We start from the raw sequence: 22,128 nt of genomic DNA on the forward strand, positions 1-22,128 counted from the left end.
ACCACTTTGTTCGTCCCGAGCCAGTTCAGGACCGCTTTAACGTCCACCGTGCCGGAGGCGGCCGGAGCCAGTGCGCCTCCGCCCAGGCCGCGACGGCCGCGGCGATCAGCTCCGGGTGGTCTTCCGGCGTGTGGTGCCCCGCGACCTCGTCGTACTGCCGGATCTCGAGGCCGGCCATGGTGGCCGCACACCAGTCGATCATGTCCTGGTGCACCATCGTGCCGGGCCCGGGCGCGAAGGCGAGCAGCAGCTTCGGCACCTCCGGGCTGGCGGCCAGCCACCTGTCGTACGCCTCCACGCGTGCCACCACGTCGGCGGGCTCACCGCCGAGGGGCATCGAGCGCGCCCACCGCAGCAGCGGCAGGCGGCTCTCGCGCGTCGGGTACGGCTTGCGGTAGACGGCCAGGTCGTTCGGGTCCATGGGGGCCGCGACGGTGCCCGGCAACCCCTGTTCGATGAAAACGTCGTCGTCCAGGATCATCCTCTCTCCGACACCCTCGGTCTTGATCGCGGCGAACGGTTCCCGGCCCCCTTCGGGGAACTCCTCCCAGGTCATCGGCTTGACGATGGTTTCGGTGAAGGCGATGCCCCGCACCCGGTCCGGGTGACGGGCGGCCCAGTCGAAGGCCAGCGCGCCGCCCCAGTCGTGGCCGACGAGGACCACGTCGTGAAGGTCGAGGGCGTCGAACCAGGCGTCCAGATAACGGGCGTGATCTGCGAAGGTGTACGCGATGTCGGGCTTGCCGGAATCACCCATGCCGATCAGGTCGGGGGCCAGCAGGCGGCCTTCGCCGATCGCGGGGATGACGTGCCTCCACAGGTGGGATGAGGTGGGGTTGCCGTGCAGGAAGACCATCGGCGCCCCGGAGCCGGTGTCGCGGTAGTGGATGGTGGAGCCGAGAACGTGCTGAACGGGCACGACAGGTCCTTTCAGAGGTTGAGCTTCATGATTCGATCCACCGCGATCTCGATGACGACGCGGCCGGGCGGGTTGGGCGGGGCGGCGCCGTAGCGTCCGGCGTAGCGGCGCACCGCCTCGCCGACGCGGCCCGGGTCGTCGTGGACGGTGGCGGAGCCTTCGAGCGTGACCCAGCGGAACCCGTCCACCTGGCAGAGCGCCGCCCGGACCCCGGAGCGGGCGGCCAGATTCCGGGCCTTGCGCGCGGACGCCACGGTCAGCACGCGGGCCAGGGCCGCTCGGGGGTCCCAGGTGAAACGCACGGCCGCCACGTGCGGCGAGCCGTCGGGGCGGAGGGTGGTCAGGGTCGCCACCGACGGCTCGGCCAGGAACGCCTCGATCAGGCTCATCGGAAGGCGGCGACGTTGCGGCCCGCCCAGTCGGCGAAGGACCGGGGAGCACGGCCGAGGACGCGCTCGACGTCCGGGCTGACCTGCTGCTCGGCGTCCGTCGGCTCCCCCAGGATGGCGAGCGTCCCTTCCACCACCTGTGCGGGCATGAACTGCAGCATCTGTGCCCGAGCCTCCTCCCTGGTCTGCTCGGTGAACCGCACCCGCGTGCCCAGCGCGGCGCCGATCGCCGCCGCCCGTTCGCGGGGCGTGGTCGGCGCGGGACCGGTCAGTTCGTAGACGCGGCCGGCATGTCCGTCCTCGCGCAGGACGGTCGCGGCGACCTCGGCGATGTCGGCAGGGTCGATGGTCGGCAGGCCGGTGTCACCGAACGGGGCGGCGGCCGTACGACCGCCGCGGATGGACTCCGCCCAGGCGTAGGCGTTGGAGTGGAAGCCGCCGGGCCGCAGGATGGTCCACTCCAGGCCGGACCGGCGCACCGCGTCCTCGAAGGAGGCGGGGTGGCGGTAGAACTCCGGCCTGGTCCCCGCCCCCTGCGAGGACAGCAGGACGACCCGCCGGACCCCGCCCGCCCGGGCGGCGTCGAGGATCGCCTGCGGGTCCTGACCGGCCACCAGCAGGAACAGCGCGTCCGCACCGTCGAAGGCGTCCTTCAGCGCGGCGGGGTCGTCCAGGTCGGCGCGCACATGCCGTACGCCCTCGGGCAGTTCGGCGGTCCGCCGGGAGACGGCGGTCACCTGCTCACCCGCGGCGGCGAGCAGCGCGACCACCTGGCCGCCGACGTTTCCGGTGGCACCCGTTACCAGGATCATGATGCTCCTCAGTTAGTTAGCTGACTGACTGAGAAGAACCGTAACGGCTTGGGAGGCCGCCTGTCCACTCCTAGTCAGTCGACCGACTCAGAAATGAGGGTGGTGCCGGCGCGGGATCAAGCCGGAGAACGTGCTGCTTTCATCACCGGCCGCCACGACACTCGGCGCGGTTCACATCAGTCGGTGGTGAGGTGGGTGGTGGCACCGTGCCGGCCGCCGAGCGCGCGAGCCTGCTCGGCGGTCTCCGGGAACATGGTCATCGCGCCAGGGTCCTCGCCGCGTGCGGCGCCGCGGCGGGGCCGTGGCGGCGGCGTCCAGCAGGGCACGGAAGACGGCTGGATCCTGCGTACCGTCGGCGCCGAGACGGAACAAGGCCTGCCGGGCCCAGCTGACACCGCGGGAGTGCGGCCTTCCGGAGACGGACTCCGCCCGCCCACGCCGCCGCCGGCCCGCCCAAAGCCTGCGTCCCGCCATGCGACGTCTGCTCGACCAGCTCACCGAAACCCCCGCGCTCGTCCTCGGCAAACGCCTGGACATCCTGGCCTGGAACCCCGCCTCCGCAGCCCTCTACACGAACTTCGCCGCCATCCCGGCCCACCGGCGCAACCACCTGCGGCCGCTGTTCACGAACCCGGTGGTCAGGCAACTGCACCAGGACTGGGCCCACGACGCCCTGCGCATCCTCACCTCATGGACCACCGGGCAACCGAGCACCGACCCGGCGGAGGGCCTGATGCGATGACCGCCTGGACACCCGAAGATCGCCCTTCTCACCGGGGAGTGACGAGCGGCGCGTCAGGTTCGTCGATGTCCGATCGAGTCGTGTCCCGGCGCGACCTGAGTGCGGCGGCCACGAACGAGGCGACCAGCGGCCGGCGGTCCTGCTCGACCCAGGCGAGCACCAGGCGGCTCGGCGGCGCGTCGGCCACCGGGACGCAGGCCAGGCCGGGCGGGATCGGTTCGACCAGCGAGCGGGGCAGCATCCCGATCATCCGGCCCACCGTGATCATCTGAAGCATCTGGACCACATCGGCGACCTCGGGACCGGTGCCATCGCCTCCCGGTATTCCTTTCCAGCGTGGCAGCGTCTCACCATCCAGATCGGACATGCGCACCGAAGCGTGCCCGGCCAGCCGGTGTCCGGCCGGGACGACGACAACGCGATCCTCGGTGTGCAGCGTCTCGTGGGCCAGGCCGTCGAGGTCGTCGAACGGCGCGTAGAGCAAGCCGACGTCGGCCCGGCCGTCGCGCAGGAAGTCGGCGCGATCGGCCGGGCCGCTGAACAGGATGTCCACCTGGCGGGCGTCGGGCTGGTGCGCGTATTCCGCCAGGAGCCCGGAGAGCAGGCCGGCGTCGCCGCCGGGCTTGAGCACGAGCCGCAGGTGGGCCTGGGTATCGCCGGCACGCTGGGCGTGCCGGATGGCGGCGCTGACCGCGTTGAGCGCGTGCCGGCCATGTTCCTGCAACGCCTTCCCTGCCGGGGTGAGCTCGACGTGCCGGCTGGAGCGGATGAAGAGCGGGACACCGAGCCGGGTCTCGATCCGTCGGATGGCCTTCGACAGCGCCGGCTGGGCGATCGAGAGCCGGACGGCGGCCCGGCCGAAGTGCAGCTCGTCGGCGAGCGCGATGAAGTACTCGAGCTCGCGAGTCTCCAGTTCGACCATGCCTCCAGGTTATCGCCGGATGGCGAACCGGTCTTGGACGCGGGTGCCGTGCGGAACCCAGAATGGCTGCATGATCAACCACACGATGATTGTCTCCTTCGACCAGCCGCTGCCCGACACCGAGCTAGACCAGTACCTCGCGGATATCGAAAAGGTCATGCTCGACTCCGGTTTCGTGCAGTCGGTCGCGACCCGGCGCCACATTCCCGTTCCCGGCGAGGAGGCCATTCCGGCCCTGATCGCGACCGCGATCGTGCAGGTGGCCGTCGCCGACACCGATGCCCTCGCGAAGGCGTTCACCGCGCCGGGCATGCACGAGGTCATCGGCCGCTGGCAGTCCCGGCACCCGTACAAGGTCGCCTGGGCGAACCACGAGGCGCTGGCATGAGCGACGCTTCCTGAAAGGCGGGCCTGGTCACCGGGGCCAGCAGCGGATCGGCCGTGCGGCGGCCTGGCTCTCCTCGGACGCCGCGTCCTACATCACCGGGATCGCGATGTCCGTCGACGGCGGGCGACGGGCATGAGGGTCATCGCGTCGAGGAGCACATGGCCACCGAGGCGTTCCTGCGCGTCGCGCACGGCCTGCACGTCGTGCCGGGCGACGAGACCGAGATGGCTTCGATGTCCACGGTAGACAGCCCTCCCGGCTCTCGCGCCCGGCCCAGCGACCTCGATGCCCGGCTGCGGGAGATGGACGCTCGGGCAGGACATGGCGGTGCTCAGCCTCAATCCGCCCGGCGTCCAGCCCTACCCCACCGCCACGCGGTGCCGCCGGCCCGGGCGTTCGGCGACGCGGAAACTTTCACCGCCGTCGCCGCCTTCTCGACGCGCAAGGACGTCTCGTCGCATCGGGAGACCGCGACGACAGGTCCGGAGCGCCGGAAGCAGGTCAGACGGACGATTCCCGCCCGGCGACCCGAGCTCTCGAAAGCGTTTTCATCGCCCGCGTACGCGGCCGGGCGAGCGCGGGGCGCGCCGGCGCCGTTTGACGGGGGCCCTTGACGACCCGGAAACCGACGCTGACACTGAGCGGCAATCTCCGGTGAACGACAGCGTGATCGAGGGCGCTCCCGGACCACGTTTGTTAGCGCTCACATCCCCACTCCGTACCGTCCGTTTCGACGAGAGGCACCCCCATGGACACCTCCGCACGTTCTCCCGCGTGGCCGCGCCGCGTCCTCGCCCTGGCGGTCCTGGCGCTGCTCGCGATCTGTCCATCCCTCATGGCCGCCGGCCCCGCCCATGCGGCGACTGTCGACACGAGCGCGTCGTACGTGCTGGTCAACCGCAACAGCGGCAAGGCGCTGGACGTCTACGACATGGCGACGAACGACGGCGCGCCCCTGGTGCAGTGGTCCCGCAACGACGGCGCCTGGCAGCAGTGGCAGTTCGTCGACTCCGGCGGCGGCTACTACCGCCTCAGGTCGCGCCACAGCGGCAAGGTCGTCGACATCTCCGGCCGCTCCACCGCCGACGGCGCCGACGTGATCCAGTACACCGACAAGAACGCCGCCAACCAGCAGTTCCGGGTCGTCGACACCGACAGCGGCTATGTCAAGCTGATCAACCGCAACAGCGGCAAGGCCCTCGAAGTCTGGGAGTGGTCCACCGCCGACGGCGGCCGCATCTCCCAGTACGCCGACCTCAACGGCGCCAACCAGCAGTGGCAGCTCGTCAAGGTCACCTCCTACCCCGACCCGGGCTACGTCACCGGCGACATCAACGTGCACGACCCCGAGGTGACCAAGAAGCCGGACGGCACCTACCTGCTCGCCTACACCGGCAACGGCATCCAGATCAAGACCTCGACCGACCGGACCGCCTGGCGCAACGCGGGTGCGGCGTTTCCCGGCGGGGCCTCCTGGGCGCACGGCTACACCAACAACAGCAACGACCTGTGGGCGCCGGACATCACCTACGTCAACGGCAAGTACTACATGTACTACGCGGCCTCGACCTTCGGCTCCAACCACTCGGGCATCTTCCTGGCCACCAGCACGACCGGGGCCTCCGGCTCGTGGGCCAACCAGGGCCTGGTCATCGAGTCGAACACCTCCGACAACTGGAACGCCATCGACCCCAACCTCGTCATCGACGACCAGGGCCGCTGGTGGCTCGACTTCGGCTCGTTCTGGTCGGGGATCAAGATGGTCCAGCTCGACCCGGCCACCGGCAAGCGGCTGAACGGCACCATCCTCAGCATCGCCGGCCGGGGCGGCGGCGCGATCGAGGCGCCGTTCATCTACCGGCACGGCGGCTACTACTACCAGTTCGTCTCCTTCGACCTGTGCTGCAAGGGCGCCTCCAGCACCTACCGCATCATGGTGGGCCGCTCCACCTCGGTCACCGGCCCGTACGTCGACCGCAACGGGACGGCGATGACCTCGGGAGGCGGCACGCAGGTGCTGGCCGGTCACGGGAGCATCCACGGTCCCGGCCACCAGGCCGTCCTCGCCGACAACGACGGAGACATCCTCTTCTACCACTGGTACGCCGACGACGGCTCCTCCCGCCTCGGCATCAACAAGCTCGGCTGGGACAGCGCCGGCTGGCCCTACGTCTACTAGTCCCCGGCAGGAGGAGTGTGCTTCAGGCGAGGATTTTCATCTGACTCGGCCTGTCTGGCGAAAAGTTACGATCTCGACGAGATTTGCGTAGCGCTCTGGCGTACGGCGGCGCGCGGCGGTGTGATTGCCCCGGCCTGATCCCCCCACAGGCATTCGAGAAGGGGTCGCACAACGTTGAGAACTCCACATCGCGGCATCGCCGTCGCGGTCGCCGCGGCGGCGGCGCTGTTCCCCGCCGCGCCGTCCGTCCTCGCCTCCACCTCCACGGCCGGGCCGAGGGTCGCCTGCACGGCAACGCTGTCGGCGCCCACGCGGGAGGCGGCCTTCGGCGAGGCGGCCAAGGCGGCGGGCGTACCCGAGTCGCTGTTGAAGGCCGTGGCGTACATGCTGTCCCGCTGGGACGACCATCAGGGCAGGCCGAGCTCCGACGGCGGCTACGGGGTGTTCGACCTCGGTGACCGGGCACCCGAGGCATGGGACGGCGCGGACAAGGGACACGCGGTCGGGACCACGAGCCAGATCGCGGCGGCGGCCGAGCTGACCGGTCTGACGGCCGACGCGCTGCGCCGGGAGCCGAACGCCAACATCTGCGGCGGCGCGGCCCTGCTGGCGTCCTACCACGACGGCGGCGACGACCTGGGCTCCTGGCGGGACGCGGTGGCGCGGTTCGGCGCCAAGCACGACTTCGTCCGGCAGGTCTATCAGACCCTGCGCAGCGGCGAGAGCCGCGTCACCGCCGACGGCCAGACGGTGACCCTCGCCGCCGACGACTCGGTCACGCTCCCACAGACCAAGGCGGCGGCCGACCCGGGCGCCGACTGCCCGTCCGGCCCCGACTGCGAGCTGATCCCCGCGCCGTACGCCAAACACGACCCGGACGACCCGGACAACACGACCGACTACGGCAACCACGACATCGCCGACAGGACCGGGCCAGGCGGGCCCACGCTCGACTACATCGTCATCCACGACACCGAGGGCTACTACGACCCCTCCGTACGGCTCGTGCAGGACCCCACGTACATGGCCTGGAACTACACCGTCCGGTCCTCCGACGGCCACATCGCCCAGCACCTCGACGCCAAGGACGTCGGCTGGCACGCCGGCAACTGGTACGTCAACATGCACGCCATCGGCATCGAACACGAAGGCTTCGCCGGAACCGCCAACTGGTTCACCGAATCGATGTACCAGACATCGGCCACCCTGGTGAAACACCTCGCCGGCAAGTACGCCATCCCCCTCGACCGGGCACACGTCATCGGCCACGACCAGGTCCCCGGAACCGTCCTCGGCGCCACCAAGAGCATGCACTGGGACCCCGGCCCCTACTGGGACTGGGACCACTACTTCGACCTGCTCGGCACCCCCATCGGCGGCACCCAAAAGACCACCACCGACGTCGCCCCCGGCGACGTCGTCGAAGTCCGCACCGGATACCAGGACAACCCCCAGCCCCTGACCGGCTGCGCCACCGCCTCCCCACCCTCCCCCGACTGCGTCCCCGGAGCCGGCACCAACTTCCTCCCCCTCCACCAGTCACCCTCCGAAACCGCGCCCCTCGCCGCCGACCCCGGCTGGAAACCCACCGGAGAGGCAGGCACCACGTACGCAAGCGACATCAGCGCCCGCGTCGTCTCCGGCCACAAACTCGTCGTCTCCCAGGTCCAGAACAACTGGCTCGGCGTATGGTGGGCCGGCTCCCTGGCCTGGCTGCACAACCCCACCGACCACCCCGTCGTCGTCCGCACCCAGGCCAAAACCGTCACCGTGAAAGCCGGAGCGACCACCCCCGCCCCCGTCTACGGCCGCGCCTACCCCGAAACGACCGCCTACACCGGCACCGGCATCCCCGTCCAGACCCTGTCACCACTGGAATACAAGATCCAGCCCGGCCAGACCTACGCCGTAAGCGACGACGACGTCGTCACCGACTACTACCGCGCGACCACATTCGACGGATCGGCCCCCGGCGACCGCACCGACCTCAAAGGACAAGACCGCTACTACCAACTCTGGTACGCCCACCGCCACGTCTTCATCCGCGCCGCCGACGTGGACCTCCACGAGACACGGCCGGTCGCGGTGGTCAACACCACGCCTCCTGTCGTGCGCGGCGTTCCGAAGGTGGGCCGCACGCTGACCGCCTCCTCCGGCGCCTGGACGCCGTCGCCGAAGCGGATCCGCTTCCAGTGGCTGCGCGACGGCGCCGAGGTCAGGGGCGCCACCGGGCGGACGTACCACGTCAAGAGCCGCGACCGCGGCGCCCGGCTGTCCGTGCGGGTGACGGCGTCGGCCGGCGGCTACGAGCCGGGCGCCGCCACGTCGGCGGCCACCTCGCCCGTCCGGTCCGCGAAGCCCGTGCGGCACGGCAAGCCGCGCCGGCGCTCCCACCACCGGCACGTGTGGTCCCGTCATTAGGCGGTCTCCCGGCCCCGGCCGCGTTCCGCATCGGGCACGTCTGGGATGCGGATTCTCCGGTCAGCGGCGGTCGAGACCGGACAGCTGCCTGGCCAGGCGCCGCCTTGCGGGCCCGAGACGGCCGACGAGCCGCAGAGCCGCATTGCGTGCGTGGCGGCGGCCGGCCGAGACGGTGGCGATGCCGGTGAGGCGGCCGGCCAGGCTCACCACGCCCTCCGCGACCGGCCGCCGACTCGCCGCGTAAGCGTCCAGCAGGTCCTCCGGTTCGCCGGACAGCACGCGGGCCAGCGTCTCCCCAAGGACGACGCCGTCCTCGATCCCGAGGTTCATGCCCTGGCCGCCCGCCGGGGAGTGGACATGGGCGGCGTCTCCGGCGAGCAGGATCCGCCCGGACCTGAACCGGTCGGCGATCCGATGATGGACGCGGAACCGCGATCCCCAGATCACCTCGTGCACGATGGCGCGACGCCGCCTCGGGCCCCGAGCGTCCACCAACTCCTGGACGAACGCGACGTCCGGGCGGCGGGGAGCCTCGTCCACGGTGGCAACGATCCGATGCAGGCCGCCGGGCAGGGGCGCGGCGACGACCAGTCCCGCCGGGGAGAAGTACAGGATCACCTCGTCGCGCGGGACACCTCCCGACAGGCGCACGTCCGCGAGGGTGAACGATTCGGCGTACGTCCCCCCGGAGAAGACGATGCCGGCCTGCTCGCGCACGGTGCTGTGCACGCCGTCCGCGCCGACGACGTAGCGCGCCCGGATTCGCCGGCCGTCCGCGAGGGTCGCCTCGACGCCCTCGGCGTCCTGGTCGAGCCGGGCAACGGCGGCGGGGCGCTCCACATCGGCGCCGGTCTCCCGCAGCCGCTTGAGCAGGAACGCCTCGGTGTCCGCCTGGGAGATCATCAACGTGTACGGATACGCCGTCGGCAGGTCGCCGAACGAGACCGGCACCAGAATCGTGTCACGGTCTCTGATGGTGAAGCGCGGGACGTGCACGCCCCGGTCCACCAGTGCGGGCGTCACGGCGTACGGCTCCAGTAGTTCCAGGGTGCGGGCGTGCACGACGGCCGCACGCGAGGTGTTGGCCCCCTCGGCCTGGTCGTCCACGACGGTGACCGCCCGGCCCTGTCGCCGCAGCGCCAGCGCGGTCGTCAGCCCGACCGGCCCCGCTCCGGCCACCAGCACCTCCGTGCTCTGCGGAAGCATGCCAACCTCCTAAGTCAACACTTGTTGGCATCGACACTAAGGAGTGGCGGTTTGAGTGTCAACAGGTGTTGGCCTACAGTTGTTGGCATGGGAAGACGCTCGGAGGACACCAAGGCGCTCATCCTGGCCGCCGCCCGCGAGCGGTTCGCCGCCGACGGGTACGACCGGGCGACCATCCGCGCCATCGCGGCGGACGCCGGCATCGACCCGTCGATGGTGATGCGCTATTTCGGCAACAAGGAGCGGCTGTTCGCCGCCGCCGCGGAGTTCGACCTCGAACTGCCGGACCTGATGTCGGCTCCCCCGGAGGACGCCGGAGCCATGCTCGTCGGTCACTTCCTCGACCGGTGGGAGCGCGACGAGGCGCTGCTGATCCTGCTGCGGACCGCGGTCACCAACGACGCGGTCGCCGAGCGGATGCGGTCCATCTTCTCCGGGCAGCTCGTGCCGGTCGCCGCGAAGGCCGGCGACCCCGCCACCGCCCCGGCGCGCGCCGCCCTGGCCGCCAGCCAGATCCTCGGCATGGCGCTGTGCCGCTACGTGCTCGCTCTTCCCCCGTTAGTCGCGATGACCCGGCAGGAGCTCATCGAGTGGCTGGGCCCGGTCATACAGCGGTACGTCGCTCCGACGCCCTGACGACGCGGCCGGTCGTCATCCGGGCTGCCCGAGCACCTCGGTGAGGCCTCCGTCCGCCGCTCGCAGCGCCCGTACGCCGATGACGACGAGCGTGATCCCGCTCGCCACGAGCACGGCCAGTTGCAGGGTCGCGGCGAGGCGGGTCATGTCGGCCACGCCCAGCGGCCACGTGGTCGCCCGGGCGAGCGCGACGGGCACGGTGAGAATCGCCGCCGCCAGCGCCACGGGCGCGGCGGGCCACCCCGGCGTCCGGCGCCGGATCACGCACCACACCGCGACCGCCGGCAGCGACAGGCACGCGAGGCCCGTCGCGTCGACCCCCATCCACACCGGAATGAGAAGCCGTGCGGAGATGGCCCCCGCCCGCGTCGCCGCCCCGAGCACACCGACGACCAGAGAGAGCAGGAGGCCCACGGCGATCGGGAGCGCGAGCAGGAGCAGGGCCCGCCGCGCGGGCAGGCGGGGCGGCGGCGCGTCGCGGTGGAACCCGATCGCCAGCGCCAGCACCGTGACCACGGCCGGAAGGGCCGAGCAGGCCCAGCGCACCGCGCTCTCCCACCCGAGGATGAACGGCGGCATCAGCACGTACGGCACGACCAGGGCGGCGGTGGCCGCCGCCTTGGCCGTGCCGGCGCGGCCTCGGACGAGCGCGCCCAGGCCGGCCGCCCACAGCAGCGGCGTCAGGTCCGCCAGCACGAGCCGCACCCGATCGGGCGACCCGGGATCACCGATGCCCATGACGCCGTCAGGCAGAGCGTCCACGGGGATGCCGTACGTCAGCACCGCCTGCCCGGCGTACAGGCCGGCGATCATCGTCCAGAAGACGAGGCCGAGCAGGGCGGCGCGGCGGACCGCCTCACCCCACAGATAGGACGCCGGCGGTGACCCCGGACCGCCCAGCCGCAGCCGCAGCGCGAGCGCGGCCACGCTGGCGATCTCCAGGAAACGCGGACGCTGGTCGTCGTGCCCGGTCCGCCCAGGCCGGGCGCCTTCCATGAAGGCCGAGACCATCTCCTCCTCGCGCTCGGCCCGGTAGGACGCCGGCAACAGCCGCAACCACCGCCGGTAGCGCTCCTCGAGCAGGCTGCGTCCACCGCTTCGCTCGCTGTGCCTACTGATTCGCTCGCTCATGCCAGCCCTCCCGCCTGCCGGAGCCGCAGCCGCTCGACGGCGCGGCGCGCGTTGTCGGCCAGCCGTACGGCCTCCTCCTCCAGCGCCCGCGCCCCCTCGTCGGTCAGCCGGTAATAGCGGCGCAGCCGCCCCTGCCGCACCTCCTCGCGGTCCGCCTCCACGAACCCGTCGGCCGCGAGCCGGTCGAGCACGCCGTACAGGGTGCCGATCTTGAGTTGAACGCGCCCTCCGGAGAGCCGCTCGACCTCCTGCGCGATGCCGTAGCCGTGCCGCGGCTCGTCGACGAGTGCGGTGAGAACGAGGAACGCCGGTTCCGTCATCGCCCGTGCTGTCACACCCCCAGGATATATCGGCAGACATGATATTCAAGCGCGCCGTACATCATCTCGAGAATCATCGGCGATTTGCCTAAATGTATTAGGCAAATCCATAATGAGTTCAGGACAAGCAGGGAGAGGGTTATGGTGCGGGCGGGGCTGACCACGGAACGCCTGATCAGGGCGGGGGCGGAGCTGGCCGACGAGGTCGGCTTCGACCAGGTGACGATCTCGGCGCTGGCCCGGCGGTTCGGCGTCAAGGTCGCGAGTCTCTACTCACACCTGAAGAGCTCCCAGGACCTGAAGACCGGGATCGCCCTGTTCGCGCTGGAGGAGCTCGCCGACCGGGTCGCCGACGCGCTGGCCGGGCGCGCCGGCAAGGACGCCCTGGCCGCCTTCGCGGACGCCTACCGCGGCTACGCCCGCGAGCATCCAGGCCGCTACGACGCCGCCCGTCTCAGGCTCGACCCCGAGACGGCGGCCGCCAGCGCCGGCGTCAGGCACGCACAGATGACGCGGGCCATCCTGCGCGGCTACGACATCGCGGAGCCGGACCAGACACACGCGGTCCGGATGCTGGGCAGCGTCTTCCACGGCTACGTCAGCCTGGAGATGAGCGGAGGCTTCAGCCACACCGCCGTCGACCCGGAGGAATCCTGGTCCTGGATCGTGGACTCCCTCGACACCCTGCTGCGCAACCGGACCACGCCCTGACCACCAGGGCCCGCACCGACGCGGCGGAACACGCCGGCGACCCGATCAACAGGCTGAGGACATGAGCATCGAGCACGACTGGATCACCACACCCGTCACCCCGGACGTCCTGCGCGGCGTCCTCGACGTGGAACGCACGGCGCACGGCCTGCTGCCGCACCGGCTGCCCGCCTGGGCTCGCCGTCAGATCCCCGACGGGCAACTGGCCATGGCCGAGGCCCAGCCGTCCGGCGTACGCCTGGCGTTCCGGACCCGGGCCACCACCATCGAACTGGACACGCTGCCGACCAAGAGGGCCTACCGGGGTCTCCCGGCCCCGGCGGACGGCGTATACGACCTGCTCGTCGACGGCCGCCTCACGGCCCAGGCCACCGTGACCGGCGGCAACGTCCGCGTGATCGACATGGCCACGCAGTCGGCTGAGCTGCGCGAAGGACCTCCCGGCACCGCCCGCTTCGCCGATCTTCCCGCGCGTGACAAGAACGTCGAGATCTGGCTTCCTCACACGGAGATCACCGAGCTGATCGCGCTGCGCACCGACGCCCCGGTCGAGCCGGCGCCGGACGGCGGACTCAGGGTGTGGCTGCACCACGGCAGTTCCATCAGCCACGGCTCGAACGCCGCCCACCCGACCGCCATCTGGCCGGCCCTGGCCGCCGCCCTGGGCGGAGTGGAGCTGATCAATCTGGGGTTCGGCGGCAGCGCGCTGCTCGACCCGTTCACCGCCCGGGCGATGCGGGACGCCCCCGCCGACCTGATCAGCGTCAAGATCGGTATCAACATCGTCAACGGCGACGTGATGCGCCTGCGCGCCTTCACCCCCGCGGTCCACGGCTTCCTCGACACCATCCGCGAGGGGCATCCGGCCACGCCGCTGCTGGTCGTGTCCTCCATCCTGTGCCCGGTCCAGGAGGACACCCCCGGCCCGCTCGCGCCCGACTTCGACGGCGGGACCGTGCGGTTCAAGGCCACGGGGGATCCCGCCGAGCGCGCCGCCGGGCGTCTGACGCTCAACGTCATCCGCGACGAACTCGCCCGGATCGTCCGGCAGCGGGCGGTCGACGACCCGAACCTGCACTACCTCGACGGCCGCGACCTCTACGGCGAGGCGGACTACGCGGAACTGCCGCTGCCCGACGAGGTGCACCCCGACCCCGCGGGCCATCGCCGCATCGGCGAGAACTTCGCCCGCCTCGTCTTCGGCGGCGGCGGCCCGTTCGCCATCACGACCGGCTGACCGGAATCCCGCCCTGATGTGCCTGGTGGGAAATGTGCTGTTACGGTAGGCCGCGGTGTGCCGGGAAGTCGGGTCGGCGGACATGGTCCCGTTGCCCACACGGAGGTTCTCGGTGGTATCGCAGACGCCCCGCTGGTTCGACGACGAACGCGAGAGCCCCGCCTGGCACGGCCGGCCGCGCGGACGCGTACGGGGCCGTGACGACGGAGAGAAGCCCACATGAGGCTGTTCTGGGCCATGGTGGCGCGTTTCCACCAGCCGGCGCAGGTCATCACGACGGTGTTCGGGGTGACGATTCTCCTGGGGACCGCCCTGCTGTCCAGTCCGCTCGCCACGACCTCGGGGAAGCCCGCGGACTGGATCACCGCCCTGTTCACCGCGACGTCGGCGGTGTGCGTGAACGGGCTGACCGTCGTCGACACGGCCACGCACTGGTCGGTGTTCGGCGAGGTGGTCATCGCCGTCCTGATCCAGGTGGGCGGCCTCGGCATCATGACCCTCGCGACCGTCTTCACCCTGCTCGTCTCCCGGAGGCTGGGCCTGCGGGCCCGGTTGTCCGCGCAGGCCGAGACCAGGGTGCTCAACGGCAGCGACCTGCGGCGCGTGGTGGGCAAGGTCGTGCTCTTCAACCTGCTCTGCGAGGCCGTCGTGGGAACCGTTCTCACGCTCAGGTTCGTGCTCGGGTATGGCGAGCCCGTCGGGCGCGGCCTGTATCTGGGCCTGTTCCACGCGGTCTCGTCGTTCAACAACGCCGGTTTCGCGCTGTGGCCCGACAGCATGGTCAGGTTCGCCGCCGATCCGTGGGTCTGCCTGACCGTCGCGTCGGCGGTGATCGTGGGCGGGCTCGGCTATCCCGTGGTGTTCGAGCTGCGCCGTTCCTGGCGCCGCCCCGGCCGCTGGTCGCTGCTCACCCGCATCACGCTCACGGTCACCGCAGTCCTGCTTGCGGGCGGCACTCTGGTCTTCCTTCTCACGGAGTGGACCAACCCCCGCACGCTCGGGCCGATGGACGGGCAGGGCAAGCTGCTCGCCGCGTTCTTCACCGCCGTCATGCCGCGCAGCGCCGGGTTCAACAGCCTCGACATCACGCAGATGCACCCCTCCAGCTGGCTCGTCACCGAGCTGCTGATGTTCGTCGGCGGCGGCAGCGCGGGCACCGCCGGCGGCATCAAGGTCACCACGCTGGGCCTGCTCACGTTCATCGTCTGGGCGGAGCTGCGCGGCGAGAGCCGGGTGAACATCGGCCACCGCCGCCTCACCGAGGCGGCGCAGCGACAGGCGGTCTCGCTGACCGCGCTGAGCGTGGCCCTGGTCGCGCTGTTCACCTACGTCCTGCTGGTGCTGACGCCGCACTCCCTGGACCGGGTGCTCTTCGAGGTCGTCTCCGCCTTCGGCACGACCGGACTGTCCGTCGGCGTCGCCTCCGCCGTCTCCCCCGCCGCGCAGGTGCTGCTCACGCTGCTGATGTTCGTCGGCCGGATCGGCCCGCTCACGCTGGGCTCAGCCCTGGCGCTCAAGGAGCGCACCCGCCGCTATGAATTACCTGAGGAGGACGTCATCGTTGGCTGACATGAGAAACGACCCCGTGGCCGTCATCGGTCTGGGCCGCTTCGGCACCGCGCTCGCCCTGGAGCTGGTGCGGCGCGGCACCGAGGTGCTCGCCATCGACCACCGTCCCAAGGTGGTGCAGAGTCTCGCGGGCCAGATCACGCACATCGCCACCGCCGACGCCACCGACCCCGAGGCGTTGCGCCAGCTCGGCCTGCCGGACTTCTACCGTGCGGTGTGCGCCATCGGCAGCGACCTGGAGGCGAGCATCCTCACCTCGTCGCTGCTGGTGGAGATGGAGATCAACGACATCTGGGCCAAGGCCGTCAGCCAGCAGCACGGCCGCATCCTCAGCCGGATCGGCGTCCAGCACGTGGTCTTCCCCGAGTACGACATGGGTGAGCGCGTGGCCCACCTGGTGAGCGGGCGGATGCTCGACTACATGGAGGTCGACGAGAACTTCGCCCTGGTCAAGACCCTTCCGCCCAAGGAGTACATCGGAGTCCCCCTCGGCGAGTCGAGCCTGCGCCGCAAGTACGGGGTGACGGTGGTGGCGGTCAAGCGGCCGGGCGAGGAGTTCACCTACGCCACCGCCGAGACCGAGCTCGGCTACGGCGACGTCATCATCGTGTCCGGCCGTACGGACCAGGTCGAGCGCTTCGCGGAGCTGCCGTGACGGCGTGGGGAAGGCCGGATGTACGGCTTTACCGGCCACCGCGTCACGAATTCGAGTAACGTCACTACTCATAGTGATCAGATGGGGCGCGCCGCGACTTGACCGACCGGCCCGAAATGGCGCTATCCGTCGCGGACAATGGGGAGTGCCCCGTTCGCTACGCGGGAAGGAGTAAAGCCATCAAAGGAATCATGTGCTGACGTGGGGGCCGGCTATGGAGTCGCGATGAGTTCCCAGAGCGTCCTGCGTACGTTGCCGTTCATCGCGATTTCCCTGGTCGTCGTCGTCGACCTGATCACCGGCCCTGGTGTGGGCTTCCTGCCCCTCCTCACCCTGGGCCCGGCCTTCGCCTCGGTGGCGGGCGGCGTGCGCCGCACCGTTCTGGTGGGTGTGCTTGCCCTCGTCGTCTGCATCCCTCTCGCCGTCTACGACGGTCTCCTCGGCAGACCGCAGAACAACCTCACGATCGCGGTGATCATCGGCGTCACCGCCGCGAGCATGATGGCCAGCAGGCTGCGGAACCGGCGGGAGCGCGAACTCGCCAACGTCCGCCTGGTCGCCGAGGCGGCCCAGCGGGTGCTCCTGCGCCCGGTCCCCCGCCGCGCCGGCGACCTGCGGGTCGCGCTCTCCTACACCTCCGCCGCCGCGGAGGCCCAGATCGGCGGCGACCTCTACGAGGTGGTGACCACCCCCGAGGGCGTACGGATACTCATCGGCGACGTGCAGGGCAAGGGCCTGGAGGCGGTCGAGACCGCGGCGTGGGTGCTCGGCGCCTTCCGCGAGGCCGCCTACGACCAGTCGGAACTCTCCGCGGTGGTCGAGCGCGTGGAGACCAGCCTGGCCCGGCATCTGAGCGGCGAGAAGTTCGTCACCGCCATACTCGCGGAGGTCCACGACGGGGAGATCTCCCTGCTCAACTGCGGCCACCCCGCCCCTCTCGTGCTGCTGCGCGACGGCGGCGTCCACTTCGCCGAGCCGCAGGAGGAGGCCCTCCCGCTCGGGCTCGGCGCGCTCGGCTCGCCACGGCCGAAGGCGCACCGGGTGCCGTTCGGGGACGGCGACCAGATCCTCTTCTACACCGACGGCGTGATCGAGGCCCGCGACCGGCAGGGCCGCTTCTACCCGCTCGCGGAGCGGGCGCATCTGCTGCGGGGCACCGATCCGCAGGTGGCGCTCGACGAGCTGCGCGCCGACCTGCTGCGCCACGTCGGCGGTCCCTTCCCCGACGACGCCGCCATGCTCCTGCTGCGCCGTCACCCCGGATAACCCGGGCCCCCTGGGTAGCCCGGCCCCCTGGCCGAGCGGTGGCCGGTCGCGGAGCCTGCCCACCAGCGTGGCCGCGGCGGGGATTGGCCCATGCGGGCCGTGCGATAGGCGGGTCTGATGGGCACAAAGCCGCCGTGACCTGCGGCGTCGTTTACGCATACCGGGGGCGGGAAGGGCCCCACCGGCGAGCCGTTCGATGCCGGAGTCATCATGAACGTTCAGAGCAACGTGGTGAAGAGCGCGGGCGACAAACTGGCGTCGGCGATCGGCAGCGTCGCGGGTGCCGTGGCCGACCCGAAGGGCGGCGTGAAACAGCTGAAGTCCGCGATGGCGTCCCCGAAGCCGCTCGCCGTCGCCGCCGGCCTCGTCGCCGCGTACGCCCTCGGCTGGCGGAGCGGTCACCGGACCGCACCGGCCGGGGGACGCAGAGGGCGGGGCCGCTGAAGGCACGTGCGGACGCCGGGGCGCCCGTACGGCTGATGTCGATCGGAGGCGGACATGACCGAGATCGTGGGTGAGAGCCTGGCCCGGCGGCTGGTGGAGTGGGGGGTCGACACGATCTTCGGGCTCCCCGGTGACGGGATCAACGGCCTGATGGAGGGCTTCCGCCGGCACCGCGAGAAGCTGCGGTTCATCCTGGTGCACCACGAGGAGGCCGCCGCGTTCATGGCCACCGGCTACGCGAAGGCGACCGGCCGTCTCGGCGTGTGCGCCGCGACCTCCGGGCCGGGCGCCATCCACCTGCTGAACGGCCTGTACGACGCCAAGCTCGACCACGTGCCCGTGCTGGCCCTGACCGGCATGCAGGAGACCTCGGTGCTGGGGACCCACTACCAGCAGGAGGTCCACCTCGACCGCCTCTACCAGGACCTGGCCGCCTACAACCTGATGGTCACCAATCCGCAGCAGATGCCCGGCGTGGTCGACCTCGCGGTGCGCAACGCGCTGACCAAGCGGACGGTGTCACACCTGACCTTCCCCAACGACATCCAGGTGACGCCCGCGAGCGAGGACCCGTACCGGCATGTCGGCCCGGGCACCCCGCCCGCGAGCCTGACGACCTGCTCTCTCCCGTCGCTGCGGCCGGCCGAGGAGGACCTGGCCAGGGCGGCCGAGGTGCTGCGGCAGGGCCAGAAGATCGCCATGCTCGTCGGCGTCGGCGCGCGGCACGCCCGCGAGGAGGTGCTGGCGGTCGCCGACCGGCTGGCCAGTCCCATCGTCAAGACCCTGCCCGGCAAGTTCGTGGTGCCCGACGACCATCCGCTCACCACCGGCGGGCTCGGCCTGCTCGGCACCGCGCCGAGCGAGGAGCTCATGGAGGAGTGCGACACGCTGTTCATGGTCGGCACGTCCTTCCCCTACGGCAAGTTCCTGCCGCCGGAGGGCCAGGCCCGGGTGGTGCAGATCGACGCCGACCCCACCCTGCTCGGCATCCGCCGGCCGACGCAGGCCCCGGTCGCCGCCGACGCCAAACTGGCGTTGCAGGCGCTGCTGCCCATGCTCGAACCGGCGAAGGACCGGTCGTTCCTGGAGAAGTACCAGCGCAAGATGGACGCCTGGCGGGAGGACATGAGGGCGCTCGAGGACCCCTCGCGCGACCCCATCGCCCCGCAGTACCTCATGAGCTGCGTCGACGAGGTGGCCTCCGACGACGCCATCCTGACCTGCGACTCCGGGACCATCGCGACGTGGGCCGCGCGGCACTGGACGATCCGCGGCGGACGGGAGTTCTACCTGTCGGGCAACCTCGCCACGATGGCCCCGGGCCTGCCGTACGCCATCGGCATCCAGCACGCCTTCCCCGGCCGCCAGGTGATCGCCTTCGTGGGCGACGGGGGGTTCGCGATGCTCATGGCCGACTTCCTCACCGCCGTGCGGCACGACCTGCCCATCAAGGTCGTGGTCAACAACAACAACAGCTACGGGCAGATCCTGTGGGAGCAGATCATCCTCGGCTACCCCGAGTACGCCGTGCGGCACCGGCAGCCCGAGGCCGACTTCTCCGCTTGGGCCCGCGCCTGCGGGGCCTACGGCGCGAAGATCAAGGACCCGAAGGACCTGCCGGGCGCGATCCGCGATGCCCTGGCGCACGACGGAGCGGCCCTGGTGGACTGCGACGTCAATCCCAACGAGCCGCCGATGCCGGGCAAGGTCACGTACGAGCAGGCCAAGCACTTCACCGAGGCGTTCCTGCGCGGCCAGCCGCACAAGGCGGGCGTCCTCGCCACGGTCGCCCGCGACAAGATCAACCAATTGCTCTCGTAGGCGGCACAGAGCAAGCACGGGCAAGCACGGGCAAGCACGGGCAAGCACGGGCAGGTGCGGGGCAGGATCGTGCCGCGCCGCTCGCCGACCGCAGGCAGGGTGATCCCGGCGGGCACAATCGTTCAAGACCGCCGCCGCGCCATGGGCTACAACGGTCCCCGGCGTGCCGCCTCGGCGGCACGGAAACGTGTGTGTCGGGGAGGCGAACATGGATGTGGGTTTCGTCGGTCTCGGGATCATGGGGCAGCCCATGGCGCTCAACCTGGTCCGCGCCGGAACCCCCCTCGTGGTGTGGAACCGCACGGCCGCCAGGAGCGGGCCGCTGCGCGCCGCGGGCGCGGAGGTGGCGGGCAGCGCGGCCGAGGTGTTCCGGCGGGCGCGGGTGGTGATCCTCATGCTGGCCGACGAGGCCGCGATCGACGCGGTGCTGGAGCGGGGCACGCCCGGCTTCGCCCGCAACGTCGCGGATCGGGTCGTGGTCCACATGGGCACGACCTCCCCCGTCTACTCGGCAGGGCTGGAGGCCGACGTGCTCGCGGCAGGGGGCGGCTACGTCGAGGCGCCGACCTCCGGCTCCCGCGTGCCCGCCGAGCAGGGGCGGCTGGTGGCGATGCTCGCCGGCCGGCCGGACGCCGTGGAGGAGGTACGCCCGCTGCTGAAGCCGATGTGCGCCAAGACGGTGGTGTGCGGGCCCGCGCCCAGGGCGCTGCTGATGAAGCTCGCGGTCAACATCTTCCTGATCACCACGGTCACCGGCCTCGCGGAGTCGCTGCACTTCGGCGCGCGCCAGGGCCTCGATATCGGGCTGCTCGTGGACGTGCTCAACTCGGGCCAGATGGCGAGCGACGTCTCGCGGGTCAAGGCGGTGAAGCTGGCCGGGCGCGACTTCGCCGCCCAGGCCGCCATCGCCGACGTGCTGAAGAACAACCGGCTCATCGCCGAGGCGGCGCGGCGGGCCGGCATCGCCTCGCCGCTGCTGGACGTCTGCCACGCCCTGTTCGGCGAGACCCTCGCGCTGGGCCACGCCGATCTGGACATGGCCGCCGTCGTGCACGCGATCGAGGCCAGGACAGCCGGGCAGGGAACACGCGGATGACCGCTCGCCCGGTCGTCATCGTCACCGGAGGGACGCGCGGGATCGGCCGGAGCACCCTGCGGCGCCTGTGCGCGGACGGGCTCGGCGTCGTCTTCACGCACCCGAACCCCGACGCCGAGGCCGAGAGCCCGTCGCGGCCGACGCCGACGCCGCCGGCAGCAGCGTCGTCCCCGCCAGCGCCGCCACGGCGAGCGGTGCCGCCGCCCATCGGAGAATTCTTTTCATCGTCCTTCCTTCCCCCTTCGGGCTCACGCCCGGGTGCCTTTTTCTGAACAGCACAAGTGCAGCCGGAAAAGACGGGGAAGTCTGTTTCGTGCTATATCGAACGACGGTGTATTCCGCTACAGTCCGCGGCGCACCCGGCCGGCCGTCAGGCGAGCGCGGCGGTCCACCGGGCGGGCGTGAGGCCATAGGCCCTTTTGAACATGCGCGACATGTGGGCCTGGTCGGCGAAGCCGGCGAGCTGGGCCGCCCCGGCCAGGGGCACCCCTTCGCGCAGCAGCCGGCGGGCCAGGTCGAGTTGCCGCATCGTGCGGAAGCGGGTCGGGCTGGTGCCGAACGCGACGCGGAACTGGCGCGCGACCGTCCACCGGTCCAGGCCCGAGACCTGCTCGAACTCCGCGAGTGTGTGCCTCACCGTCGGGTCGCCGGCGATCAGGTCGCGCACGCGGGCCAGCGCCTCCAGCGCCAGCGGAGCCCGCACGCCCGGCCGCCCTGAGCTCCCCGCGGAGGAGTTCCGTACGGAGGAGTGCCGCACGAGCGTGTGGACCACCCGCAGCGTGAGCGTCAGCCGTTCGACCTCGTCGAGCGGCTCGTCGATGTCCCGCAGGCACGCCGCGAGCGCGGGGTCCGCCTCGCGCCGCCCGATCACGGGGTCGGCGACGAACGGCAGCGGCGCCCCGCCCAACGCCTCCTGGACGAGGGAGGGGTCGAGGTAGATGATCCGGTAGCCGAACCCCTCGTCGGTGCCCGCCACACCGTCGTGCGGCTCGTCGGGATGCAGGACGTGCCACTCCCCCGGCAGGCAGTGCCGCAGCTCACCTCGGTAGCGGAACGTCTGCACGCCCCGCAGCGTCATCCCGATCGCGTACGTGTCGTGGCGGTGCGTGGCGAACCCCTCGCCGACGAGCGACGCCTCCAGCCGCTCGATGCCCGCCGCGCCGGAGCCGAACCGCAGCCGATGGCCGGGCCGGGTCCCGTCGTCCGGCAGATGCCGGCGCAGGCCGCCCGCACCGCCGTCCGGTGACTCGTGCCGCACGCGCCG

23 protein-coding genes are annotated in these 22,128 nt (G+C 71.2%); 14 read left to right on the top strand and 9 right to left on the bottom strand.

What is annotated here, in order from left to right; genetic code table 11:
* Positions 1 to 25: 25 nt before the first annotated feature.
* The 4 genes from FLW16_RS23705 to FLW16_RS23720 all read right to left on the bottom strand — a co-directional run bounded on the left by FLW16_RS23705 (position 26) and on the right by FLW16_RS23720 (position 2,446).
* On the bottom strand, positions 26 to 919 hold the full coding sequence (locus FLW16_RS23705) for a haloalkane dehalogenase (protein WP_142562316.1): 894 nt from the start codon (positions 917 to 919) through the stop codon (positions 26 to 28).
* 11 nt (positions 920 to 930) lie between these two features.
* On the bottom strand, positions 931 to 1,308 hold the full coding sequence (locus FLW16_RS23710; RefSeq protein WP_142562317.1) for a pyridoxamine 5'-phosphate oxidase family protein: 378 nt from the start codon (positions 1,306 to 1,308) through the stop codon (positions 931 to 933).
* On the bottom strand, positions 1,305 to 2,120 hold the full coding sequence (locus FLW16_RS23715) for an NAD(P)H-binding protein (RefSeq protein WP_142562318.1): 816 nt from the start codon (positions 2,118 to 2,120) through the stop codon (positions 1,305 to 1,307). Before FLW16_RS23715 ends, FLW16_RS23710 begins: the two co-directional genes overlap by 4 nt.
* 176 nt (positions 2,121 to 2,296) lie before the next feature.
* Positions 2,297 to 2,446 carry a hypothetical protein gene (locus FLW16_RS23720; RefSeq protein WP_221891247.1) on the bottom strand — a complete coding sequence of 50 codons (150 nt, stop codon included), beginning with the start codon at positions 2,444 to 2,446 and terminating at the stop codon, positions 2,297 to 2,299.
* A 146-nt stretch (positions 2,447 to 2,592) separates the two neighbouring features.
* Between FLW16_RS23720 and FLW16_RS44590 the strand changes: the two genes are divergently transcribed.
* Positions 2,593 to 2,862: a hypothetical protein gene (locus FLW16_RS44590; RefSeq protein ID WP_221891248.1), complete on the top strand. Its 270-nt coding sequence runs from the start codon at positions 2,593 to 2,595 to the stop codon at positions 2,860 to 2,862.
* A 28-nt stretch (positions 2,863 to 2,890) separates the two neighbouring features.
* Here FLW16_RS44590 and FLW16_RS23730 read toward each other — a convergent pair whose 3' ends face one another.
* Positions 2,891 to 3,784: a LysR family transcriptional regulator gene (locus tag FLW16_RS23730; protein WP_142562319.1), complete on the bottom strand. Its 894-nt coding sequence runs from the start codon at positions 3,782 to 3,784 to the stop codon at positions 2,891 to 2,893.
* Between the two features lie 70 nt (positions 3,785 to 3,854).
* Here FLW16_RS23730 and FLW16_RS23735 point away from each other — a divergent pair, with 70 nt between their 5' ends.
* From FLW16_RS23735 to FLW16_RS23755, 4 genes are all read left to right on the top strand, one after another.
* Complete coding sequence (locus tag FLW16_RS23735; RefSeq protein WP_142562320.1) at positions 3,855 to 4,172, top strand: hypothetical protein; 318 nt, start codon at positions 3,855 to 3,857, stop codon at positions 4,170 to 4,172.
* Between the two features lie 158 nt (positions 4,173 to 4,330).
* Positions 4,331 to 4,786, top strand: a complete 456-nt coding sequence (locus tag FLW16_RS43890; RefSeq protein WP_185949562.1) for a hypothetical protein — start codon at positions 4,331 to 4,333, stop codon at positions 4,784 to 4,786.
* A 134-nt stretch (positions 4,787 to 4,920) separates the two neighbouring features.
* On the top strand, positions 4,921 to 6,351 hold the full coding sequence (locus FLW16_RS23750) for a family 43 glycosylhydrolase (protein WP_142562321.1): 1,431 nt from the start codon (positions 4,921 to 4,923) through the stop codon (positions 6,349 to 6,351).
* 174 nt (positions 6,352 to 6,525) lie between these two features.
* Complete coding sequence (locus FLW16_RS23755; RefSeq protein WP_142562322.1) at positions 6,526 to 8,772, top strand: N-acetylmuramoyl-L-alanine amidase; 2,247 nt, start codon at positions 6,526 to 6,528, stop codon at positions 8,770 to 8,772.
* Positions 8,773 to 8,832: 60 nt separating this feature from the next.
* Here FLW16_RS23755 and FLW16_RS23760 read toward each other — a convergent pair whose 3' ends face one another.
* On the bottom strand, positions 8,833 to 9,978 hold the full coding sequence (locus FLW16_RS23760; RefSeq protein ID WP_142562323.1) for an NAD(P)/FAD-dependent oxidoreductase: 1,146 nt from the start codon (positions 9,976 to 9,978) through the stop codon (positions 8,833 to 8,835).
* Positions 9,979 to 10,065: 87 nt separating this feature from the next.
* Here FLW16_RS23760 and FLW16_RS23765 point away from each other — a divergent pair, with 87 nt between their 5' ends.
* The gene (locus FLW16_RS23765) at positions 10,066 to 10,614 is read left to right on the top strand and encodes a TetR/AcrR family transcriptional regulator (protein WP_142562324.1); all 549 of its coding nucleotides are present in this window, start codon (positions 10,066 to 10,068) and stop codon (positions 10,612 to 10,614) included.
* A gap of 15 nt (positions 10,615 to 10,629) precedes the next feature.
* On the opposite strand, the gene FLW16_RS23770 is transcribed toward FLW16_RS23765, so the two are convergent.
* Together FLW16_RS23770 and FLW16_RS23775 are read right to left on the bottom strand one after the other, a co-directional pair.
* Positions 10,630 to 11,745, bottom strand: coding sequence for a hypothetical protein (locus FLW16_RS23770; protein WP_142562325.1), 1,116 nt, complete (start codon positions 11,743 to 11,745; stop codon positions 10,630 to 10,632).
* On the bottom strand, positions 11,742 to 12,080 hold the full coding sequence (locus tag FLW16_RS23775) for a PadR family transcriptional regulator (protein ID WP_231514017.1): 339 nt from the start codon (positions 12,078 to 12,080) through the stop codon (positions 11,742 to 11,744). Before FLW16_RS23775 ends, FLW16_RS23770 begins: the two co-directional genes overlap by 4 nt.
* A gap of 126 nt (positions 12,081 to 12,206) precedes the next feature.
* On the opposite strand from FLW16_RS23775, the gene FLW16_RS23780 reads away from it, so the two are divergent.
* The 8 genes from FLW16_RS23780 (at position 12,207) to FLW16_RS23815 (ending at position 20,864) form a co-directional block, all read left to right on the top strand.
* Positions 12,207 to 12,776 carry a TetR/AcrR family transcriptional regulator gene (locus FLW16_RS23780; RefSeq protein ID WP_142562326.1) on the top strand — a complete coding sequence of 190 codons (570 nt, stop codon included), beginning with the start codon at positions 12,207 to 12,209 and terminating at the stop codon, positions 12,774 to 12,776.
* 61 nt (positions 12,777 to 12,837) lie between these two features.
* Entirely contained in the window at positions 12,838 to 14,013 is a 1,176-nt protein-coding gene (locus tag FLW16_RS23785) for a GDSL-type esterase/lipase family protein (RefSeq protein ID WP_142562327.1), read from the top strand.
* Positions 14,014 to 14,232: 219 nt separating this feature from the next.
* The gene (locus FLW16_RS23790; RefSeq protein ID WP_142562328.1) at positions 14,233 to 15,582 is read left to right on the top strand and encodes a TrkH family potassium uptake protein; all 1,350 of its coding nucleotides are present in this window, start codon (positions 14,233 to 14,235) and stop codon (positions 15,580 to 15,582) included.
* A 1-nt stretch (position 15,583) separates the two neighbouring features.
* Positions 15,584 to 16,237, top strand: coding sequence for a TrkA family potassium uptake protein (locus tag FLW16_RS23795; protein WP_260615509.1), 654 nt, complete (start codon positions 15,584 to 15,586; stop codon positions 16,235 to 16,237).
* Positions 16,238 to 16,462: 225 nt separating this feature from the next.
* Entirely contained in the window at positions 16,463 to 17,503 is a 1,041-nt protein-coding gene (locus FLW16_RS23800) for a PP2C family protein-serine/threonine phosphatase (protein ID WP_142562329.1), read from the top strand.
* A 210-nt stretch (positions 17,504 to 17,713) separates the two neighbouring features.
* A complete protein-coding gene (locus FLW16_RS23805) occupies positions 17,714 to 17,947 on the top strand; it encodes a hypothetical protein (protein WP_142562330.1) in 234 nt (77 codons plus the stop codon).
* A 54-nt stretch (positions 17,948 to 18,001) separates the two neighbouring features.
* Positions 18,002 to 19,768: a thiamine pyrophosphate-dependent enzyme gene (locus tag FLW16_RS23810; protein WP_142562331.1), complete on the top strand. Its 1,767-nt coding sequence runs from the start codon at positions 18,002 to 18,004 to the stop codon at positions 19,766 to 19,768.
* Between the two features lie 208 nt (positions 19,769 to 19,976).
* A complete protein-coding gene (locus FLW16_RS23815; protein ID WP_142562332.1) occupies positions 19,977 to 20,864 on the top strand; it encodes an NAD(P)-dependent oxidoreductase in 888 nt (295 codons plus the stop codon).
* Between the two features lie 370 nt (positions 20,865 to 21,234).
* Here FLW16_RS23815 and FLW16_RS23820 read toward each other — a convergent pair whose 3' ends face one another.
* The gene (locus tag FLW16_RS23820) at positions 21,235 to 22,122 is read right to left on the bottom strand and encodes an AraC family transcriptional regulator (protein ID WP_260615510.1); all 888 of its coding nucleotides are present in this window, start codon (positions 22,120 to 22,122) and stop codon (positions 21,235 to 21,237) included.
* Between the last annotated feature and the right edge of the window lie 6 nt (positions 22,123 to 22,128).

Source organism: Microbispora sp. KK1-11, from assembly GCF_006874435.1.
In the GTDB taxonomy this organism is placed as follows: domain Bacteria; phylum Actinomycetota; class Actinomycetes; order Streptosporangiales; family Streptosporangiaceae; genus Microbispora; species Microbispora catharanthi.

Bases quoted from the DNA above. Each gene is read 5' to 3' on its own strand.
- FLW16_RS23710 (WP_142562317.1), bottom strand. From the start codon at position 1,308: ATGAGCCTGATCGAGGCGTTCCTGGCCGAGCCGTCGGTGGCGACCCTG.
- FLW16_RS23715 (WP_142562318.1), bottom strand. From the start codon at position 2,120: ATGATCCTGGTAACGGGTGCCACCGGAAACGTCGGCGGCCAGGTGGTC.
- FLW16_RS44590 (WP_221891248.1), top strand. From the start codon at position 2,593: ATGCGACGTCTGCTCGACCAGCTCACCGAAACCCCCGCGCTCGTCCTC.
- FLW16_RS23730 (WP_142562319.1), bottom strand. From the start codon at position 3,784: ATGGTCGAACTGGAGACTCGCGAGCTCGAGTACTTCATCGCGCTCGCC.
- FLW16_RS23735 (WP_142562320.1), top strand. From the start codon at position 3,855: ATGATCAACCACACGATGATTGTCTCCTTCGACCAGCCGCTGCCCGAC.
- FLW16_RS43890 (WP_185949562.1), top strand. From the start codon at position 4,331: ATGGCCACCGAGGCGTTCCTGCGCGTCGCGCACGGCCTGCACGTCGTG.
- FLW16_RS23750 (WP_142562321.1), top strand. From the start codon at position 4,921: ATGGACACCTCCGCACGTTCTCCCGCGTGGCCGCGCCGCGTCCTCGCC.
- FLW16_RS23760 (WP_142562323.1), bottom strand. From the start codon at position 9,978: ATGCTTCCGCAGAGCACGGAGGTGCTGGTGGCCGGAGCGGGGCCGGTC.
- FLW16_RS23765 (WP_142562324.1), top strand. From the start codon at position 10,066: ATGGGAAGACGCTCGGAGGACACCAAGGCGCTCATCCTGGCCGCCGCC.
- FLW16_RS23770 (WP_142562325.1), bottom strand. From the start codon at position 11,745: ATGAGCGAGCGAATCAGTAGGCACAGCGAGCGAAGCGGTGGACGCAGC.
- FLW16_RS23780 (WP_142562326.1), top strand. From the start codon at position 12,207: ATGGTGCGGGCGGGGCTGACCACGGAACGCCTGATCAGGGCGGGGGCG.
- FLW16_RS23785 (WP_142562327.1), top strand. From the start codon at position 12,838: ATGAGCATCGAGCACGACTGGATCACCACACCCGTCACCCCGGACGTC.
- FLW16_RS23790 (WP_142562328.1), top strand. From the start codon at position 14,233: ATGAGGCTGTTCTGGGCCATGGTGGCGCGTTTCCACCAGCCGGCGCAG.
- FLW16_RS23795 (WP_260615509.1), top strand. From the start codon at position 15,584: ATGAGAAACGACCCCGTGGCCGTCATCGGTCTGGGCCGCTTCGGCACC.
- FLW16_RS23800 (WP_142562329.1), top strand. From the start codon at position 16,463: ATGAGTTCCCAGAGCGTCCTGCGTACGTTGCCGTTCATCGCGATTTCC.
- FLW16_RS23805 (WP_142562330.1), top strand. From the start codon at position 17,714: ATGAACGTTCAGAGCAACGTGGTGAAGAGCGCGGGCGACAAACTGGCG.
- FLW16_RS23810 (WP_142562331.1), top strand. From the start codon at position 18,002: ATGACCGAGATCGTGGGTGAGAGCCTGGCCCGGCGGCTGGTGGAGTGG.
- FLW16_RS23815 (WP_142562332.1), top strand. From the start codon at position 19,977: ATGGATGTGGGTTTCGTCGGTCTCGGGATCATGGGGCAGCCCATGGCG.